This window comes from Aquitalea sp., from assembly GCF_030150775.1.
Taxonomy (GTDB): domain Bacteria; phylum Pseudomonadota; class Gammaproteobacteria; order Burkholderiales; family Chromobacteriaceae; genus Aquitalea; species Aquitalea denitrificans.
Genome location: NZ_JASLFG010000036.1, coordinates 22895 through 41183, shown reverse-complemented (window position 1 = coordinate 41183; position 18289 = coordinate 22895). Strand labels below are relative to the sequence as shown.

The following is an 18289-nucleotide window of genomic DNA, read 5'->3' as shown; positions in this document are numbered from 1 at the left end:
GCGGGGGTTTTGTTAGCGGGTCTTACAGCCCCAGTCCCCAGCGCCACAAGCCATACACCACAAAGCTGACCACAATCGCCAGCAGGGTCTTGCCGCTTTTCCACGCCACCAGCGCGGCCACGATGATGCCGGGCAGATAGGCGTTGTGCAGGCTGATGTCCACCGTGCCGGCCGGTGCCAGCGCCATCGGCACCACCAGCGCCGACAGTACTGCCGGCGGCACATAATGTAGCGCACGGTTCAGCCAGTCCGGAAAAGCCAGCCGCTGGCCGAATACCAGAAAACTGGCGCGAATCAGTACCGTCAGCAGCATCATGCCGACAATGGCAAGCCAATGGTTCATGCAGCCTGCTCCTTACGTTTGTTCCACTGTTCCAGCAGCAGCCCGCTAGCCACCCCCACCACCGCAGCCAGCATCAGATCCAGCTTGTACGGCAGGCCGCGTCCCAGCATGGCCACCACACTGGCGGCCAGCGCCGCGCCCAAGGCGGGACGGCGTTTGAGCTGCGGAGCCACGATGGCTGCAAAAGTGGCCCCCATGGCAAAGTCCAGCCCCAGCGTGGCCAGACCGGGCAAGGACTGGCCCAGGCTCACGCCCACCATGGTCCAGAACAACCAGTTGCCATACATGGCGAGTGACGACGCCAGCCAGTACCACTGGCCACCATCCGTACCCTTGGTGCGGAAGCGATGCTCCACCACGGCAAAGGTTTCATCGGTCAGCCAGAAAGCCAGTGGCCAGCGCCAGCACAGCGGCCAGTCACGGGCATAGGGCAGCAAGGTGGCGCTGTACAGCGCATGGCGCAGGTTTACCACAAAGGTGGTGAGCCACAACACGGGCAAGGCAGTGCCGGCACCGATCAGGCTGACGCCGATGAACTGGGAAGAACCGGCAAACACCAGCACCGACATGCCAAGCGCTGTGGCCGGGGACAAGCCGGCCGCAATGGCCAGCGTGCCGAAAATCACCCCGAACGGGGCCGCCCCCACCAGCATGGGTACGGTATCGCGCGCGCCTTCCAGCAACAGCGCGCGACGATTGAGGGCATGCGTCATGATGCCTCCCGCGGGCCGGGCCATACCGCGCGCAGGCTGTCGCCATGCAGGCTCATGTTGGCCCCTTCTGTGGCACGCACCGGCAACTGCCGATAGTCGTAATCGTCCAGACAGTGAATGTTGACACCATAGTGATCCGGCATCGCCCGCTTGCGATGGAAGGTGTAGATGCCGCAATGCTGGCAGAAGAAATGGCGGGCAATGCCGGTATTCCAGCGGTACTCGCTCAGCGCCTCGGCACCGGACAGGATCTCCAGCTGGCTTTCATGCACCCGCGTCATCAGCGCATTCTTTTTCACGCACAGTGAACAATCACAGGTAGTCAGTTCTTCGGGTTCGGCATGCAGACGAAAGCGCACTGCGCCGCAATGACAGGAGCCGGTATAAGACATGGGCAGGGAATCATGATTGGGAACAGTCCTACCCTACCATGCCAATTGCTTGCCAGCTTGAACGATCTTGCGCTCAGCGCCGGAGGCTGCGCTGGTAGGCCGCCGGCGTAATGCCCAGCGCCTGGCGAAACACGCGGGTGAGGTGTGGCTGGTCGGAAAAACCCAGCGCTTGTGCCGCCATGGCCGGGCTGTGGCCGCCAGCCAGCAGCTGACGCGCCCGCACCACCCGCAACTGATTGCGCCAGGCCACCGGCGGCAGGCCAAGGTGACGGGAAAACTGCCGGTTAAGCTGCCATGGCGACAAGCCAACGGCCTCTGCCAGCGTAGCCAGCGACAGATTATCTGCCACGCAGTCGGCCAGCATCTGGCGGGCACGCTCCACCGCCTGCGGCCATGGTCGCTGCCGCCGCTCGGTAATCAGCATGTGCCGCTGCACCACCTGACTGAACACGGCATAGAGGGCCGATTCGCGCTGCAAGGCATCCCGGCTGTCGCGCAGCAGCTGGTGCAGCTGGTTAAGCTGCGCCGCCAGCGGCGGATCAAAGACCACGGTTTCGCGGAAATACGGGGTGACGCCGGGCTGGCCGCTAATGTCGGCCGCCAGCTGGCAGATCAGCGCGGCGGAAGGATAAAAACCGCGATAGGCCCAGCCCTGCTGGTGGGCGCACTCTCCGGTATGCACCTCGCCGGGGTTCATCAACACCAGCGCGCCCACCCCGGCAATATGATTGCCCCCGCGATGACGATAAGCCTGCGCCCCGGCCAGCAGCGCATTCACCACATATTCTTCGTGAAAATGCGGCGCAAATACCTGTTCCCGGTAAAAGGCATCCAGGCATTCCAGCGGCGCGATATCGTCGGCGCGGAAGAAACGGGAGTATTCAGATTCAGACATGACAGGAGACCGGGACAGACAGCGTCCCGCTTATTCTGGCACAGCCTCAGGCTGAAAACTTGAACGATCTTGCCGTCTCAGGAGCCGGCCATGAAGGTGCGAATGCCGGAGCCGACAAATTGCACACCCACGCAAATCAGTAAAAAGCCCATCAGCCTAGTCGTCACCTCACGCCCGCCTCGGCCCAAGCGGGCGGAAATCATGGCTGAGGAGCGCAGCACCAGCCACATGCCCAGGCTGGTGGCGGCAATGGCAGCAAAGATCATGCCAAAGGCCAGCGCTTTGGCCGGCCAGCCAGCCAGTTCGGCAATTTCGGTGGAAATGCCGATCACCACCGCGATAGTGCCAGGCCCACTGATGCCGGGCATGGCCAGCGGAAAAAAAGCATAGTCCTCACGTTCGCCGGTTTTCGGAGCCATACCCGGGTCCTGCGACAGAAACAGCATGCGATAGCCCAGCACCGCCACCACCAACCCGCCGGCAATGCGCAGCGCACCATAGGAAATACCGAAGGCGGTCATGATGAGATTACCGGCCAGCAGGCTGACCAGCATGATGGCCGCGGCAAACAGGCAGGCACGACGCGCCTGGTTGGCTCGCCCGGCTTCGCTCATGTCCTGGGTCAGCGAGATGAACAGCGGAATCTTGGACAGTGGATTGGTAATCGTGATCAGGCTGAGCAGACCACCAAACAGGAACTTCAGCGACAGGGTTTCCAGCATGATGACAAAACCATTAAATATAAGCTAACGATTATAATTATCTGTCGGGTAAATGATAGCCCGGCGTCGTGCCTGTCCCTGTGCGATGTCGCATCCCGGCAATCTGCTGTCTGCGGCACTTTGTCGCAGGCAACTGGGTCTGAACTATGCTAATTTGCCCGCAACCCAACACCGGAGATGTCCATGACCCTGCCACGTCTGCTTACCCTGCTGTCCGGCCTGCTGCTGGCGGCAACCGTGTCTGCCCACAGCTTCACGCTAGGCACACTGGAACTGGGCCATCCCTGGAGCCGGGCCATGCCAGAAGCCAGCCCCACCGGCGCGGCCTATCTGAGCATCAAGAACAAGGGCAAGGAAGCCGACACCCTGCTGTCTGTCAGCACACCGCGCGCCGACAAGGCCGAATTGCATGTCCACCTCAACGACAACGGCGTGATGCGCATGCGTGAAGTCAGCGGCGGCGTTGCCGTGGCTGCGGGGAGTGAAGTGAAATTTGCACCGGGCGGCTATCACATCATGCTGATGGGCCTGAAACAGCCGCTCAAGGCTGGCGACCATTTCCCGCTGACCTTGAAGTTTGCCAGGTCCGGCAGTATTACCGTGGATGTCCAAGTGGAAAAAGATGCTCCGGCCGCAATGGAACACAGTGGCCACTAAAGGCTGCAGCCAGTGAAATTCACTGCCAGAGTAGTGAATTTTCTGGCCAAATCATCCGCATGCCCGCAAAAGCGGGCATTTTTCTGCCTGGCGTTGCGCCAATGTGACATCGTGCAATGCAGCATATGGCCCTTGTTAGAGTATTCGCTTTACCGCTGCACCAAGCTTGGGCAAACTGGCGTCCGGAAATTGAGTTGAACAACGCTCTGTACTGCTCAGTCCGCCGGTTACCCTAACAGTAGTAAGCGCCAAGTCTGCACCAAAAGAGTCAACACGATGGAGGAGCGGACCTTGCACAGCAAGGCCCGTCAAATAAATAGATCGACTCAGGGAACCGGCGGATTTTTCCTCATTCTGCGTTATGCTATCCGGCATACTTCATTTGCCAGCCAGCCATGACCCACACCACGCACTCCTCTTCAGTACTCCCCCGTATCAGCATCGAATATTGCACCGGTTGCCGCTGGATGCTGCGTGCTGCCTGGATGGCGCAGGAACTGCTCACCACCTTTGAAAAAGAACTGGCCGAAGTGGCCCTGCGCCCCGGCAACGGCGGCGTGTTCCGTGTCTGTGTGGATGGCGAGCAAATCTGGGACCGCAAGCAAGATGGCGGCTTCCCCGACATCAAGCAGCTCAAGCAGCTGGTGCGCGACCGGGTGGCACCGGACAAGTCATTGGGTCACAGCGAGCGCGCTGCCGACTGATAGCCGCAGCATGACCGGCCAACGCAAGATCATCCATGTCGATTGCGACTGCTTTTATGCCGCCATTGAAATGCGCGACAACCCGGCGCTGCGAGATATCCCGCTAGCCGTGGGCGGGCAGCCGGACAGCCGCGGCGTGATTGCCACTTGCAACTACATCGCCCGCCGCTTTGGCGTGCACAGCGCCATGTCATCGGCACGGGCGCTGCGTCTGTGTCCACAGCTAATCATCCTCCCCCCTGACATGGCCCGCTATCGCACGGCCAGCCAGCAGATCATGGCCATCTATGAGCGCTACACCCCGCTGATCGAGCCGCTATCGCTGGATGAGGCCTATCTGGATGTCAGCACCCAGCCGCACGAGCAAGGCAGCGCCACTCTGATGGCCACGGCCATTCGCCGCCAGATTCAGGCCGAAGTCGGCATAACCGCCTCGGCGGGTATTGCGCCCAACAAGTTTCTGGCCAAGATTGCCAGTGACTGGAACAAACCCGACGGGCAGTTCGTGATCCGCCCGCAAGATGTCGACCATTTTGTGCTGAGCCTGCCCGTGGAAAAGATTCATGGTGTGGGAAAGGTGACCGCAGCCCATCTGAAAAAGCTGGGCATCCATCGCTGCAGTGAGCTGCGCCAATGGGAGGTAGTGGACCTGATACGGCATTTCGGCCGCTTTGGCGAACGCCTGTACGCGCTGGCGCGTGGTGAAGATGATAGGCCGGTCAGCACCGACCGCAGCCGCAAATCCATTAGCGTGGAAGAAACCTATGTACAGGATCTGCCAGACCTAAGCGCCTGCCTGGACAAGCTGCCAGAGCTGATGGCCAAGCTGCAGGGCCGCATTGCACGAGCGGAGAACCCGCCATTCAAGGGACTGAGCGTGAAACTGAAGTTTGCCGACTTCAGCCAGACCACCGCAGAGCAGACTGGCCGACAATTGACAGCCGCAGCCTATACCGAGCTGCTGGGCATCGCCTTCGAGCGCGGCCAGCGACCGGTACGGCTGGTGGGAGTGGGGGTAAGGCTGGCCGACGAAGCCGACCAGCCACAGCAATTACCGCTGTTTGAGTCGCTGTAGACAGGCTTACTGCTGGCGGGCTTCCATAAAAGCAGCACGGGCAGCGGCGCTGTCCTGCCACATGCGGGCCACGCTGGCACGCTTGCCCAGCAAGGCCAGGTAGTCTGCAATACCCGGAATGATGGTAGTCAGATCTTCACCATAGATTTGCTGCGTGGACGAGGCCACCAGCGGCAGCACACAGGCGGCAGAGATATCCGCAAAACTGAAATACTCACCAGCCAGCCACGGCCCGTACTGCACCAGGCGCGACAGCGCCAGCAGGCTGCGTTCGATCGCCGCCCGGGCGCTGGCCTTGGCCGCATCATCCAGCACGGCACCAAACAACAGGTGACGGTATAGCGGGCCAACCGCCGGCATCAAATACAGATCCAGCACCGTCATCAGCTCGCGCGCACTGGCCCGGCCATTCGGGGTGGGCGGCAGCAAGGCGGCGGTGGGGTAGGCATCTTCCAGCCACTCCAGAATCACCGTGGATTCGGACAGGGCATGGCCGTTGATATCAACATAGGGAATCTTGCCCATCGGGCTTTGTTCCAGCATGGCCGGTTCCTGCGAAGGGCGCATCGGTACTTCCTGGAAGTTGACACCCTTCTCCAGCAAGGCAATCTTCACCTTGTTGTAGTAGGCAGACAGCGGCACGCCGTAGAGCTTGATCATGCGGATTTCCTTGCGGGCTCTGCCCTGAAGTGAATATGGATGCTTTGCACTGCACCGCACGCGGCACATGGCAAAACAGGCGTTGTCAGGCCGCCTTGACCCACAACGCCTGCATTATGCCATCTTTCATGGCGGCGGCCAGCCGGGTAGCGCTTAGTGCGCCAGTGCCAGCGCCTTTTGCTGCAAGCGACTGCGCAGCAGTGGCATCAGCTGCTGCGCAGCCTTTTCGCCCTCCAGAATGGCCTGGTGGCGGGCTTCAAAGTCAGCCGAGCCGATATTCAGCACATTCGGGCGAATCACCAGGTCGGCCTGTTTCAGCTCGGCCGCCAGCGTGGGGCCGCTCATGATGTTGAAACTCTGGTCCAGCATGGAGAACAGACCGGTAGCCTTGCCGGCCTTGGGCTTGGCAGAAATATCCACCGCAATGACAAAATCGGCCCCCATCTCGCGTGCTGCCGATACCGGCACCGGACTGACCAGCCCGCCATCGACATAACGCTTGCCACCTATCACCACCGGCAGGAAGACATTGGGAATGCTGGCTGAAGCCCGCACCGCTTGGCCGGTATTGCCGGTGCGGAACACCACTTTCTGACCGGAATCCAGCTCGGTGGAGACGATGCCCAAGCGGCGTGGCAGCTTCTCGATGGGGCGGTTACCCAGCTGGGTATTAATGTAGTTCTCCAGCTTCTCACCCTTGAGAAAGCCCTTGGTGGATAAGGTCCAGTCGGTCAGTTCGGATTCGTCCAGCTGCATGGCCTTGGCCTGTAGCTGCATGCCGTTCAGGCCGGAGGCATACAGGCTGCCCACCACGCTGCCGGCGCTGGTGCCGGTGATGATGTCAGGCACAATGCCGTTGGCTTCCAGCACCTTGATGACACCGATGTGGGCAAAGCCTTTGGCCGCCCCACCACCCAGTGCCAGCGCAACGCGCGGCTTGACCGGGACTTTCGGAGCAGTGATTTCAGTTTTGGGTTGGGTAATGGTACAGGCGGCCAGCAGGACCAGCAGGCTGGCCGGCATCAGGCGGCGTAGGAGCATCATGATAGCGGGTACGGGTAGTGACGGGGTTGAATGCGTAATGGGATCATTCGATTACTGCGGTGCAGCATGGTTCCCGGCAGCGCTCAGGAAATCATGCCTGCGGACAGCACCAGACCCCGGGCGGATCCGGCGGAGGCTGTCGCGCAGGCCGTTCGGCATCAAAGACCTCAGACCTTGCCCGGCCAGCTGCCCGGTTTGACGAATTCGATCACCTGACGGCCATCCGGCAGGGTATTGCCCTTTTTCTTCAGCGTGCTTTTCCAGGCATGGCCATACACCACTTCGTAAGTGGCCGGCAGCTTGCCGTCGCGGCGGCGGGCTTCATAGTGGGCCTCCACCCGCTGCCAGGCCTGCTTGCCCATCAGGCCACGACTGCGGTCGCGCGTGGCATTGTGCGCGCCGATGGCCTTGAGGTCGTGCATCACGTCGCGCACCTTGTCGTAGGTGAGCACGATCTTGTCCATGTCCATCACCGGCTCGGCAAAGCCCACCCGCATCAGCGCATCGCCCAGGTCGTGCATGTCGATGAACTGGTTGACGTGGGTGGCATGGTCCACACCGCCAAAGGCCTCGCGCAGCTCGAACAGGGTGTCGGGGCCCAGGGTGGAAAACATCAGCATGCCATCCGGCTTGAGCACACGCTCGAATTCGCTGAACACGCTGTCCGGAATGTTCACCCATTGAATGGTGAGGTTGGACCAGATCATGTCCACGCTGTTATCGGCCAGCGGCAGCCTTTCCACATCGGCACACACCTGCCAGGGCTGGCTGCGCTTGAACAGTTTTTTCAGCAGGCCGTCACCGGCGCGCTGACGCTCGCGCGAGGCGCACAGCATGGCGTGGGCCAGGTCCAGCTCGACAATCTGGGCATCGGGGTATTGGGTGCGCAGCTGGGCGGCACCATAGCCGGTGCCGGTGCCGGCATCCAGAATCACTTGCGGCTGGTGCTTGATGTAGGACAGGCGCTCGGCCATGCGGTCGGACACCTCGCGCTGCAATACGGCGGCAGCATCATAACTGGCTGCCGCGCGTTCGAATGAGGCACGGATACGGTCTTTATCGGTATAAAACGCTTCGCTCATGCAGAGGCTTCCAGATGCTGGGCCAGCTTGGCGACAAACTCGTCCTGATGGGACAAAAATGGCGCATGCGAAGCCTGGGTGAATTCATGCAGGGTGGCGTCGGCCAGTTCGGCTTGCAGCCAGCGGCCAGCGCCAATGGGGGTAATGGCGTCGCGCACCCCGAAAAACAGTGCCACCGGGCAATGGATCTGCCCGGCCAGCGCGCGTGCGTCGGCTTCCAGCAGCAGCTCCAGTGCCGGCAACAAACCTTGTGGCCGGCCATGGGCAAACAATTGTTCGCGCACAGCCTTGACCGTGTCGCGTGCCGCCGGGGCACCCATCATCTGCAAGGCGAGAAAGCGCTCCAGCGTCTGTTCGAAGGCGCTATCCAGGCTGGCCCCCACGGCTTCGATGGCGGCACGCTGCTGGGCATGCGGCCAGGAATCATCGCGCACAAAGCGCGGACTGGTGGCCACCAGTGCCAGGCTCTTTACCTTGTCCGGGTGGCGGGCAGCCCAGTGCTGGGCAATCAGCCCACCCAGCGACCAGCCGACAACTTGTACCGGAAAGGGGAATTGGGCATCGACCAGGTCGGCAACTTCGTCGGCGTCAAAGCGCGCCAAGGGGGCGGATGCACCATGGCCGGGCAGGTCGACCAGATGGACACAGTAATGATCGGCCAGCTGGCTGGCGATACGGTCGAACACCCCGCCATGCAGGCCCCAGCCATGCAACATGACCACATCCGGGCCACGGCCTCGGCTTTCAACAAACAGATTCATGGGCAGTTAAATGGGGGGGCGTGGCAATTTTCGCAAGTAGCGGCATGAAAAGAAAACCGCCCGCACCTGCCCGAGCAGCACGGCGGGCTGCCGCTGATTCAGGCAGCACGGCGGAATTCCTGCACGAAACGCGCCAGTCGCTCCCAGTCGATGGCTTCGGCCGGGGTGGGGGTGGCAAAGTAATAGCCCTGCAATTTGGCGCAACCCATTTCCTGCAACCGGGCCAGTTGCTCTGCCGTTTCCACACCTTCGGCCACCACATCCAGCCCCAATGCCTGTGCCAGTGCCAGAATGGCGCGCACAATGGCGGCCGACTCTTCCTTGCGGTCCACATCGAACACAAAGCTCTGGTCGATCTTCAGCACGTCGAAGCGGTAGCGGTGCAGATAGGACAGCGCCGAATAGCCGGTACCAAAGTCGTCCAGCGCCAGCTTGACGCCCAGATCATGCAGCGCGTGCATCACGGTGGCGGCAATTTCCGGCACGTCGATCAGCGCGCTTTCGGTGATTTCCAGATGCAGGATCGCCGCCGGCAACTGATAGCTTTCAATAATGCCACGCATCCAGCTGACCAGTTCCGGATCGTGGAAATTGGCCGACGACAGGTTGATGTGCAGGGCGATGTCACGCGATACCCGGTTTTCATCCAACCACTGGCGCAGTTGACGGCAAGCGGCATTAATCATGTAGCGGTCTACCCGCGTGATCAGGCCGCTTTCTTCGGCCACCGGCAGAAACAGCGCCGGTGAAATCAGGCCGCGCACCGGGTGCAGCCAGCGTACCAGTGACTCGAAGCCCACCAGCTCGCCACTGCGGGCATCGATAAAGGGCTGGAAATAAGGCTGCAGCTGGTCGTCCACCTCCAGTGCGCGGCGCAGTTCGCTCTCCAGTGCCAGTTGGTCGGCCTGATTGATGCGCAGCTGGTGGTTGAACACAGTATAACCTTGCCGCCCCTGCTGTTTGGTGCAGTACATGGCATGGTCGGCATCGCGCAGCAGCTCTTCTGCCTTGTGATAGTGGTCGCGGTCAGCCAGTACCACGCCGACACTGGCTGTGGAAAACACCTCGCGCCCAGCCAGGATGACAGGGCGTTCAAACTCGCTGACAATGCGCCGCGCAATCATTTCGCAGCCTTCCAGTGTCTCGGTGCCAAACAGCAGGATGGCAAATTCATCTCCCCCCAGCCGGGCCAGAAAGTCGTAGTGACGCAGGCAGGAGCGGATACGGGCACCGGCTTCGAACAGCAGATGATCTCCCGCCAGATGGCCCAAGGTATCGTTTACCAGCTTGAAGCGGTCCAGGTCGATGAAGATGACGCTGAAGCGGGCACCGGTGCCCGCCAGATAGCCATCCCAGGCACGGCGCAGGGTTTTGGCAAAGTAGTTGCGGTTGGGCAGCTTGGTCAGCGGGTCGTGCAAGCTGTCGAACTCCAGCTGGGCATTGACCGCATCCAGCTCGCTGGTGCGTTCGCGCACCCGCTCTTCCAGCTCGGCATAGGCGTTCTGCAATTCCTGCATCGCCCGCACCCGTGCCAGCGCGGTGCCGATATTGTTGGCGACAAACTCCATCACCTCCTGGTCGCGGTAGCTGTACACCACATCGTCCTGGTAGCTGTGCACCGACAGCACGCCCAGTAATTCGTGTCCGCAATACAGTGGCACACCCAGCCAGCTGCGCATGGCCGGTACATTCGTCTCGTCCGGCACAGACGGGACAAGGGGAACACGATCCAGCAACAATGGCCGGCCGCTGTGCAGTACCTGTTCCAGCTGTCCTTTGCCTGGGCGGCGCGACTTGCTGACCTGCAGGTAATCATCCGAGCAATAGGGAAAGCTGAGCAGATCACTGTCCATGTTGTACAGGGCTACCTGGCAATTGCGTGCGGCCACCAGTTCCATCAGCAAGCGGTGCACGCCGGCCAGAAAGGCCTCCAGCGACAGGCTGGTATTGGACAGGTCGGCAATGCGGTACAGCACATCCTGAAAACGCTCGGCGCGCTGCCGCTCCGATATTTCCGAACGCAGCCTTGCATTCACCCCTTCCAGCTCGCAGGTGCGCAGCCATACCTGCCGCTCCAGCTGACTGCGATACAGCATACGGTCCAGCGCATAAGCAATATGCCGGGTAACAAACAGGAACAAAGCTTGCTCGGCCGAGGTGCATGGCTCCTGGCTGGCATAAAACTGCAATACGGCAGCACCGATAACTGCGTTATTGGCATTGCTCAGCGGCACCCCCATCCACAGCTCCGGCACCGGCCCGTACATTACCAGCTTTTCCTGCTGGCAGATTTCCTGCAGGCGCTCGCGCGTCAGAACCAGCGGTTTACCCATGCGCATTAACCAGGCGGTGAGCGAACGATCGTTCTGCTCTCCGGAAAACAGTTCTTCCGGCGACGGTGGGGCCGGGTCGAGCTGATCGGCATAGAAGGGGTAGTGCAGGCTGCTGGCCTGCTCATCGTAGAGAGCAATATAGAAATTGCTGGCATCCATCAGCCGCATCAGCAGCCGGTGCAGCTTGGGCAGCATTTCATCCAGAGTGGCGCATTCACTGGGCAACTGGCTGATTTCCAGCAGGGTCTCGTTCATGATCCGGGCGCGGGACTGGGCAGAATGCAGTCTCGCGCTCTGCAAATGCCCGGTCAGCAATGCCGCCACCGCGGCCACATTGTCAGCAACCTTGCCGCGCCAGACCAGCCAGCCAACGGTTTCGCCATGTTGCATCAAGGGCAGCGCGCCGCCATCCGGTCCGGGAAGCCGGCCTGCGGCCAATGCTGCGGCCGGGGTCAGGTTGTCTGCTGCACCCAGAATCGCCAGACATTGCCAGCTTGTGCCAACCAGGGCCCAGACCGCAGCAGCAACAGGCTCGTCCGGACGCTTGATCAACGCCAGGGCGGTATTGGCAGCCTCTTGCTGGGTAGACAGGTATTCAGCCGTACTCTTCATGTCGTTATCGTAGTATGAGTTAGCCGGAAAATCCGGTCATGCTACGAACAGACGCAGCCATCCCCTATGGCTGTGTTGCCGCCACCACGCAATCCAGCAAGCCCTCCAGCTGGTCCGGTGTGTGGGCCGCCGTCAAAGTGATCCGCAGACGAGCCGTCCCCTCAGGTACGGTGGGTGGCCGTATTGCAGGCACCCAGTATCCACGCTCCTTCAATCGTGCAGCCAGCAACATTGCCTGCTCGTTCCTGCCTATGATAATCGGCTGTATCGGCGTTCGCGATGACATCAGCTGAAAATTTACATCAGCGAGTCTTTCCCGCACGCGGTGCACATACTGCTGCAGACGCTGTCGGCGCCAGGGTTCGCCAGCAATCAGCTGCAGGCTGGCCAGTACGGCGGCGGCCAATGCAGGTGGCTGGGCTGTGGTAAAAATATAGGTCCGGGCACTGTTCACCAGCCACTGCACCAGTTGCTGGCTGGCGGCAACAAAGGCACCGGCCACGCCAGCAGCCTTGCCCAGTGTAGCCATGTAGATCAGCCGCTCGCCGTGCAGGCCGTTTTCCACTGCCGAACCACATCCCTCACCAAGTACGCCGAACCCGTGCGCATCATCGATATAAAGCCAGGCATCGTATTTATCGGCCAGCTGCTGCAGTTTCTTTAGCGGTGCTTCATCGCCGTCCATGCTGTACACCGCATCCACGGCAATCAGCCGCGTCCTGGCCGGTGTGGTAGCCAGCAGGTGCTCCAGCTGTGTCAGGTCATTGTGGCGAAAGCGACGAAAGCTGGCGCGCGACAGTTGGCAGGCATCATTCAGCGAAGCATGATTCAGCTTGTCGGCAAATACGGCATCACCACGTCCCACCAGGCTGGTGATTACCGCCTGGTTAGCCGCATAGCCAGAACTAAACAACAGGGCAGCCTCACTACCGCAAAACGCAGCCAAGGCGTGTTCTGCCTCCTCGTGCACGGCAAAGTGCCCGGCCACCAGATGTGATGCGCCGCCCCCTACCCCCCAACGACCCAGTGCCTGCTGTGTAGCTTCAATGAGCGCCGGGTGATTGGCCAGTCCCAGATAGTCGTTACTGGCAAATGCCACATAGCTTTTACCCTCGATTACCACTTGGCAGGACTGTGGTGTTTCCAGAATGTAACGCTGCCGGAACTGGTGCTGCTGTTGCAAATCCAGCAGTGCGCCGGGGATATCTTGGGCTCGCATGGGGCTTTCCGGAAAATTGGGCTAAAACAGGCCGGATTAGGGCAAAAGTATTCCTTATATATACATTGCAAAAATCCGACCGGATTGACACGGTAAAACCAGAAGATTTACAGCGGCGACAAGTCCAGTTTTTCCATCAGCACACGATCGGCATCGACATCCGGATTACCCGTCGTCAGCAGCTTGTCACCATAGAAAATCGAGTTGGCACCGGCAAGAAAGCACAGTGCCTGCATCGCTTCGGGCATCTCGCGACGACCTGCCGACAAACGCACATAACTTTTCGGCATGGTAATGCGGGTAACGGCAATGGTACGCACGAATTCGGTCCAGTCCAGCGGATCGGCCCCTTCCAGCGGCGTGCCGCCTACCTTCACCAGATTGTTGATCGGCACCGACTCCGGCTGCGGCTCCAGATTGGCCAGTTGGGCAATCAGGCCGGCACGATCCTGACGAGTTTCATTCATGCCGACGATACCGCCACAGCATACCGACAAACCGGCACCACGCACCTTGCCCAGCGTGTCCAGACGGTCTTCATACTCGCGGGTATGAATGATGTCACCATACTTTTCCGGTGCGGTATCCAGATTATGATTGTAATAATCCAGACCAGCCTGTTTCAGCTTTTCCGCCTGGCCATCCTTCAGCAGGCCGAAAGTGGCACAGGTTTCCAGGCCCAACGATTTCACTTCGCTGACCATGCGCAGCGTCTGCTCCAGGTCGGCATCCTTCGGGCCGCGCCAGGCAGCGCCCATGCAGAAGCGACCGGCACCATTGGCCTTGGCGGTACGTGCAGCATCAATCACCTCATCCACCGTCATCATCGGCTGGTTTTCCACCGGGGTATCGTGATGAACCGACTGCGGGCAGTAGCCGCAGTCTTCCGGACAGCCACCGGTCTTGATGGAAATCAGCGTAGACAGCTGAACCTTGGTCGGATCAAAAAACTGGCGGTGAATCTCGGCCGCCCGAAAAACCACCTCCATAAAGGGCAGGTCCAGCAGGGCTTCAATTTCTGCTACCGACCAGACATTGCTCTCCGGGTGGGGTGTGGCCGGACGGGAAAACTGGATGGATTGCGTGGTCATAATGCGCTTTCTTTGCAACAAAAATGCCAATTGTATTTATTACAAAATTACAACTGAACAAATGGATAATTTAAGAAAAAAACAGCATGCCTGAGAGTGTCTGGCCGCAGTCTTGCAGAGGGGTTCACATGCTGTCAAATATCAAAAGAAAATTTATTGACAATTGCTCAATATTTAATCAGAACTGTTTGTTGTGTAATTACCCAAACTGTCCCATCGGGCTGTGCAGCGGCTGCAAAGCCAGCTTGCCGTCCTTACCACCCATCCATTGCCCCATTTGCGCAGAACCAGCACTGACGCGGGATATCTGCGGCTTTTGCCTGCGCCGGCCCCCCGCTTTCGACGCCATACACACTCCATACCTGTTTGGCTACCCCCTGAATGCAATTATTTATGCAGTGAAGTACGGAAAACGGCTGGAAATGACCGGAACACTAGCCTGGTTAATGGCAGAATTTGCTGGAAAAACCCCGGTCTATAGCGACCTGGTCATCCCCGTTCCCTTGTCAAAAGAAAGACTTGCAGAACGCGGCTTTAATCAGAGCATTCCACTGGCCCAGGCAATCGCTGCTACAATGCAAAGCCGTTTTTCCGCTACACTGTGTTGGCGAAAACGCAACACTGTGCCGCAAGCCTCTCTCGGACGTGCCGAAAGAAGCCGAAACGTCCGCGATGCATTTGGCGTAAAACAACGTATTGACGGGCTTTCCGTCACCATTGTGGATGATGTGGCAACCAGTGGAGCGACCCTCTCCGCCCTAGCTGAAAAGCTCAAAAAACAGGGGGCAAAACGGGTCGATGCGTGGGTGCTCTGCAGGGCATCTTTCCCAAAAACTTGACCAAGATTTTGATTCTTTGGAACAATCCAGCCAGCCAACGATGTTCACCGTTGTTCTTTTTCAGCCGGAAATCCCGCCCAATACGGGCAATGTGATTCGTTTATGTGCCAACACCGGCTGTGAACTGCATCTGGTCAAACCCATGGGTTTTCCCATGGAGGATGCCAAGTTGCGACGTGCGGGCCTCGACTACCACGAATATGCCCGTGTCGTTGTCCATGAAAACTGGGCTGCCTGCCAGCAGGCCCTGCGAGGACGGCGGATTTTCGCTGCAACAACCAAGGGCGCTACGCGCCACGACCAGATCAATTTCCAATCTGGGGACGTATTGCTGTTCGGTCCCGAATCCCGCGGCTTGCCGCCAGAAGTGCTGGAGGATTTTCCTTCCACACAGAGGATTCGTTTGCCCATGCGTCCCGAATCGAGAAGCCTGAACCTTTCCAACGCCGTCGCGATCACGGTGTTCGAAGCGTGGCGGCAGCTGGATTTTGCAGGAGGAAGCTGACAGTTCACAGGCCGGCCAACACTAACGGGCCAGCAAGAAATGTTGATGCCTGAAGTGAAGCGGACCGCATGCCGGGCCTGAGCCAGTCATGGCACAGGCAGCAAGCAGTCCATGTACACGAAGGCAGGAGGTAGCGCCCGCAAGGGCAGTACCCGCTGACGTTTGTTGATGTGCCCAACAGCATAAGGGAGGTCTATGCAACCAGTACTCCGATGGCTGTGGCTTGTTTTTGTCAGTCTCGTACTCGTGGCCTGCTCCACCGTGAAGACGGCGAGCGCCACCAGCCAGTCGGCCAAGCCGACCAATAAGCCCACCGTAGCCAACAACAAGGGCGGTGCCTATTTTCAGAAAGACGGCCCTGCCGACCATATCCCGGTCAACCTGAATCTGGTACCGGATGCAGTACCCCAGACAGAACCGCTGATCAAGTCAGCCAACCTGCCGTACTCGGCAATGGGCATGAATTTCCGCCCGGACACCAGCGATAAGCCGTTCAAGGCCACTGGCGTGGCCTCCTGGTATGGCAAACAGTTTCAAGGCCGGAAAACCACTTCTGGTGAACGTTACGACATGTTCGCCATGACAGCGGCCCATCCGACCCTGCCGATTCCCAGCTATGTACGGGTGACCAATGCGTCCAATGGCAAGTCGGTCATCGTTCGCATCAATGACCGTGGTCCTTTCCACAGGAATCGTGCAATGGACCTGTCCTATGCTGCAGCCTACAAGCTTGGCTTCGTTAAGCAAGGCAGCGCCCGCGTCAGCATCGAACGCGTTTGGCCGGTAGCCGGTGGTGAAGCTATTGCCAGCAATAGCCCGGACGTCCGTCAGGAAGACAATCCGCGCTATCTGCAGTTGGGCTCCTTCAACAAGCTGGCCAATGCCGAAGCACTGTTGAAGAAAATGCTGGACGAGATGGACGACCATTACGATGCCAAGCTGGGCATCGTGAACCAGCAGGGCAACTACAAGGTCCGCCTGGGGCCCTTTCCGACCGATGCTGCCGTACGCAGCGCGGCGGAAAGCCTGAAAGTGGGAAATGTAGTGATGAAGGACTGATGTACCCTCCCCGCCATCCCTGCGGGATGGAGCCGGATCGCAAGCGAGAGCGCCATGCTCTCGCTTTTTTTATTTCTGGCTGACGCGTGTAGCAGGCAATAAAAAACCCGGCGCACAAAGCGCCGGGGTAAAGGCCTTAATTGTCAGCGTAAGGCTCCCGCTCAGGGAGGCAAGCGGGAGGTGCCGGAGCACCTGCACGGTTAGTAGGGTCCGCGCCGGCAAAGTTCCATCATTCGCTGTCCGGCAGCGAATCCTGTTCTTTCAGTACAGCATCAAACCAGCCTTCGACTACCTGTTCCACTTGTTCGCCGCCAGTTTTCTTGAGGCTGGAAAACAACTGCACCGATACCGCAGGGTAATCTGCCAGCTCACGCCTGACCATGGTCAAGGTCTGCTGCTGGTCGCTACGCGATAATTTGTCGGATTTGGATAGCAGGATGTGCACCGGACGACCCGTATCGCGGAAGAAGTTGAGCATCTGCCGGTCCAGTTCCAGCAGCGGGCGGCGCGAATCCATGATCAGGATCAGCCCGACCAGGCTGTCGCGGGTTTGCAGGTAGCGCCCCAGCAATTGTACCCAGTGCGCCCGCACGGCTTCCGGAACCTCGGCATAGCCGTAACCGGGCAAGTCCACCATGAAGCGTTCGTGGCCCAGGTCGAAAAAGTTAATATGCTGGGTACGACCCGGAGTCTTGGAGACATACGCCAGCCGGGTCCGGTTGGCCAGGGTATTGATGGCGCTGGACTTGCCGGCATTGGACCGTCCCACGAAGGCAACCTCGGCCCGGGTGGGCGGCAGGTCCTTCAAATGGTTGACGGTGGTATAAAAAGTGGCGTTTTTAAAAATCGACATAGTAGTAAGGTTGATTTCAGTTGGTATAGAATAACAGGTTTGAAATTGCCACTTTTACAGATATTTAAGAATTCCTCACAAGGAGCGATCATGAAACGGATGATGCTGTTGGCTGTAGCTGCGGCAACCCTGGCTGGAAGTGCATGGGCAGAAGGCATTGCCAAGGGAGACCCGGTAAAGGGCAAGCAGATCGTTGACACGGTATGTGCCGCCTGTCACGGTGCTGATGGCAACAGCGTAGCGTCGGCAAACCCGACCTTGGCCGGCCAGCATGAGGTATATATCTACAACCAGCTGCAAGCCTTCAAGAAGGGTGATCGCAAGAATCCGATCATGCTGGGCATGGCCTCGGCACTGTCTGACGATGACATGCGTAATGTAGCCTCCTACCTCAGCCAGCAAAAGCCCAAGGCGCGTGAAGCAGCCAACAAGGAGCTGATGCCGCTGGGTGCCAAGATCTACCGTGTCGGCAATCCGGTTACCCACGTCCCGGCCTGTATGGCTTGCCATGGCCCTGCTGGCAAGGGCATCCCGGACCAGTTCCCGCGTGTTGGCAGCCAGCACGCTGCCTATATCACCAAGCAGCTGGGTGATTTCAAGGCTGCTACCGATCGCAAGAACGTGACCATGACTGATGTGGCTTCCCGCATGACTGATGCCGAAATGAAGGCCGTGGCCGAATACATTTCGGGTCTGCGCTAATCGCAACTTTTGCGGATAGCCTTGTTCA

Annotated in this window: 20 protein-coding genes; 7 read left to right on the top strand and 13 right to left on the bottom strand. The window is 59.4% G+C overall.

All coding sequences use genetic code 11. From position 1 onward, the window contains the following. Positions 1 to 22: 22 nt before the first annotated feature. The 5 genes from QVF59_RS12230 to QVF59_RS12210 all read right to left on the bottom strand — a co-directional run bounded on the left by QVF59_RS12230 (position 23) and on the right by QVF59_RS12210 (position 3065). Positions 23 to 343, bottom strand: coding sequence for an AzlD domain-containing protein (locus QVF59_RS12230; protein WP_287880222.1), 321 nt, complete (start codon positions 341 to 343; stop codon positions 23 to 25). Further along, complete coding sequence (locus QVF59_RS12225; protein WP_287880220.1) at positions 340 to 1056, bottom strand: AzlC family ABC transporter permease; 717 nt, start codon at positions 1054 to 1056, stop codon at positions 340 to 342. The genes QVF59_RS12230 and QVF59_RS12225 overlap by 4 nt, the downstream gene beginning before the upstream one ends. After that, on the bottom strand, positions 1053 to 1448 hold the full coding sequence (locus tag QVF59_RS12220; RefSeq protein ID WP_287880217.1) for a GFA family protein: 396 nt from the start codon (positions 1446 to 1448) through the stop codon (positions 1053 to 1055). The genes QVF59_RS12225 and QVF59_RS12220 overlap by 4 nt, the downstream gene beginning before the upstream one ends. Before the next feature lie 73 nt (positions 1449 to 1521). Continuing rightward, positions 1522 to 2343 carry an AraC family transcriptional regulator gene (locus tag QVF59_RS12215; protein ID WP_159880248.1) on the bottom strand — a complete coding sequence of 274 codons (822 nt, stop codon included), beginning with the start codon at positions 2341 to 2343 and terminating at the stop codon, positions 1522 to 1524. Positions 2344 to 2420: 77 nt separating this feature from the next. After that, a complete protein-coding gene (locus QVF59_RS12210) occupies positions 2421 to 3065 on the bottom strand; it encodes a MarC family NAAT transporter (RefSeq protein ID WP_287880215.1) in 645 nt (214 codons plus the stop codon). A 183-nt stretch (positions 3066 to 3248) separates the two neighbouring features. Here QVF59_RS12210 and QVF59_RS12205 point away from each other — a divergent pair, with 183 nt between their 5' ends. The 3 genes from QVF59_RS12205 to dinB all read left to right on the top strand — a co-directional run bounded on the left by QVF59_RS12205 (position 3249) and on the right by dinB (position 5501). Next, positions 3249 to 3722 (top strand): copper chaperone PCu(A)C, encoded by a 474-nt coding sequence (locus QVF59_RS12205; RefSeq protein WP_287880212.1) that lies wholly within the window; start codon positions 3249 to 3251, stop codon positions 3720 to 3722. 395 nt (positions 3723 to 4117) lie between these two features. Beyond that, positions 4118 to 4426 carry an Rdx family protein gene (locus QVF59_RS12200; RefSeq protein WP_287880211.1) on the top strand — a complete coding sequence of 103 codons (309 nt, stop codon included), beginning with the start codon at positions 4118 to 4120 and terminating at the stop codon, positions 4424 to 4426. A gap of 10 nt (positions 4427 to 4436) precedes the next feature. Further along, complete coding sequence (gene dinB, locus QVF59_RS12195) at positions 4437 to 5501, top strand: DNA polymerase IV (protein WP_287880209.1); 1065 nt, start codon at positions 4437 to 4439, stop codon at positions 5499 to 5501. A gap of 6 nt (positions 5502 to 5507) precedes the next feature. On the opposite strand, the gene QVF59_RS12190 is transcribed toward dinB, so the two are convergent. The 7 genes from QVF59_RS12190 to bioB all read right to left on the bottom strand — a co-directional run bounded on the left by QVF59_RS12190 (position 5508) and on the right by bioB (position 14303). After that, positions 5508 to 6161 (bottom strand): glutathione S-transferase family protein, encoded by a 654-nt coding sequence (locus tag QVF59_RS12190; protein WP_287880207.1) that lies wholly within the window; start codon positions 6159 to 6161, stop codon positions 5508 to 5510. Between the two features lie 153 nt (positions 6162 to 6314). Next, positions 6315 to 7205, bottom strand: coding sequence for a patatin-like phospholipase family protein (locus QVF59_RS12185; protein ID WP_420837514.1), 891 nt, complete (start codon positions 7203 to 7205; stop codon positions 6315 to 6317). A gap of 167 nt (positions 7206 to 7372) precedes the next feature. Continuing rightward, positions 7373 to 8287 carry a malonyl-ACP O-methyltransferase BioC gene (bioC, locus tag QVF59_RS12180; RefSeq protein ID WP_287880206.1) on the bottom strand — a complete coding sequence of 305 codons (915 nt, stop codon included), beginning with the start codon at positions 8285 to 8287 and terminating at the stop codon, positions 7373 to 7375. Next, complete coding sequence (gene bioH / locus QVF59_RS12175) at positions 8284 to 9048, bottom strand: pimeloyl-ACP methyl ester esterase BioH (RefSeq protein WP_287880204.1); 765 nt, start codon at positions 9046 to 9048, stop codon at positions 8284 to 8286. Before bioH ends, bioC begins: the two co-directional genes overlap by 4 nt. A gap of 98 nt (positions 9049 to 9146) precedes the next feature. After that, positions 9147 to 11993 carry a putative bifunctional diguanylate cyclase/phosphodiesterase gene (locus tag QVF59_RS12170; protein WP_287880202.1) on the bottom strand — a complete coding sequence of 949 codons (2847 nt, stop codon included), beginning with the start codon at positions 11991 to 11993 and terminating at the stop codon, positions 9147 to 9149. Between the two features lie 64 nt (positions 11994 to 12057). Beyond that, entirely contained in the window at positions 12058 to 13212 is a 1155-nt protein-coding gene (bioF, locus tag QVF59_RS12165; RefSeq protein ID WP_287880201.1) for an 8-amino-7-oxononanoate synthase, read from the bottom strand. Positions 13213 to 13319: 107 nt separating this feature from the next. Next, positions 13320 to 14303: a biotin synthase BioB gene (bioB, locus tag QVF59_RS12160; RefSeq protein ID WP_159880276.1), complete on the bottom strand. Its 984-nt coding sequence runs from the start codon at positions 14301 to 14303 to the stop codon at positions 13320 to 13322. A 128-nt stretch (positions 14304 to 14431) separates the two neighbouring features. Between bioB and QVF59_RS12155 the strand changes: the two genes are divergently transcribed. The 3 genes from QVF59_RS12155 (at position 14432) to QVF59_RS12145 (ending at position 16706) form a co-directional block, all read left to right on the top strand. Next, complete coding sequence (locus QVF59_RS12155; RefSeq protein ID WP_287880200.1) at positions 14432 to 15142, top strand: ComFC family protein; 711 nt, start codon at positions 14432 to 14434, stop codon at positions 15140 to 15142. Positions 15143 to 15182: 40 nt separating this feature from the next. Then, entirely contained in the window at positions 15183 to 15647 is a 465-nt protein-coding gene (gene trmL / locus QVF59_RS12150; protein WP_287880454.1) for a tRNA (uridine(34)/cytosine(34)/5-carboxymethylaminomethyluridine(34)-2'-O)-methyltransferase TrmL, read from the top strand. Between the two features lie 261 nt (positions 15648 to 15908). Next, positions 15909 to 16706 (top strand): septal ring lytic transglycosylase RlpA family protein, encoded by a 798-nt coding sequence (locus QVF59_RS12145; RefSeq protein ID WP_287880199.1) that lies wholly within the window; start codon positions 15909 to 15911, stop codon positions 16704 to 16706. A gap of 229 nt (positions 16707 to 16935) precedes the next feature. Here QVF59_RS12145 and yihA read toward each other — a convergent pair whose 3' ends face one another. Then, positions 16936 to 17559 carry a ribosome biogenesis GTP-binding protein YihA/YsxC gene (yihA, locus tag QVF59_RS12140; protein WP_159880282.1) on the bottom strand — a complete coding sequence of 208 codons (624 nt, stop codon included), beginning with the start codon at positions 17557 to 17559 and terminating at the stop codon, positions 16936 to 16938. Between the two features lie 90 nt (positions 17560 to 17649). On the opposite strand from yihA, the gene QVF59_RS12135 reads away from it, so the two are divergent. Then, positions 17650 to 18261: a c-type cytochrome gene (locus tag QVF59_RS12135; RefSeq protein ID WP_159880284.1), complete on the top strand. Its 612-nt coding sequence runs from the start codon at positions 17650 to 17652 to the stop codon at positions 18259 to 18261. Positions 18262 to 18289 lie beyond the last annotated feature (28 nt).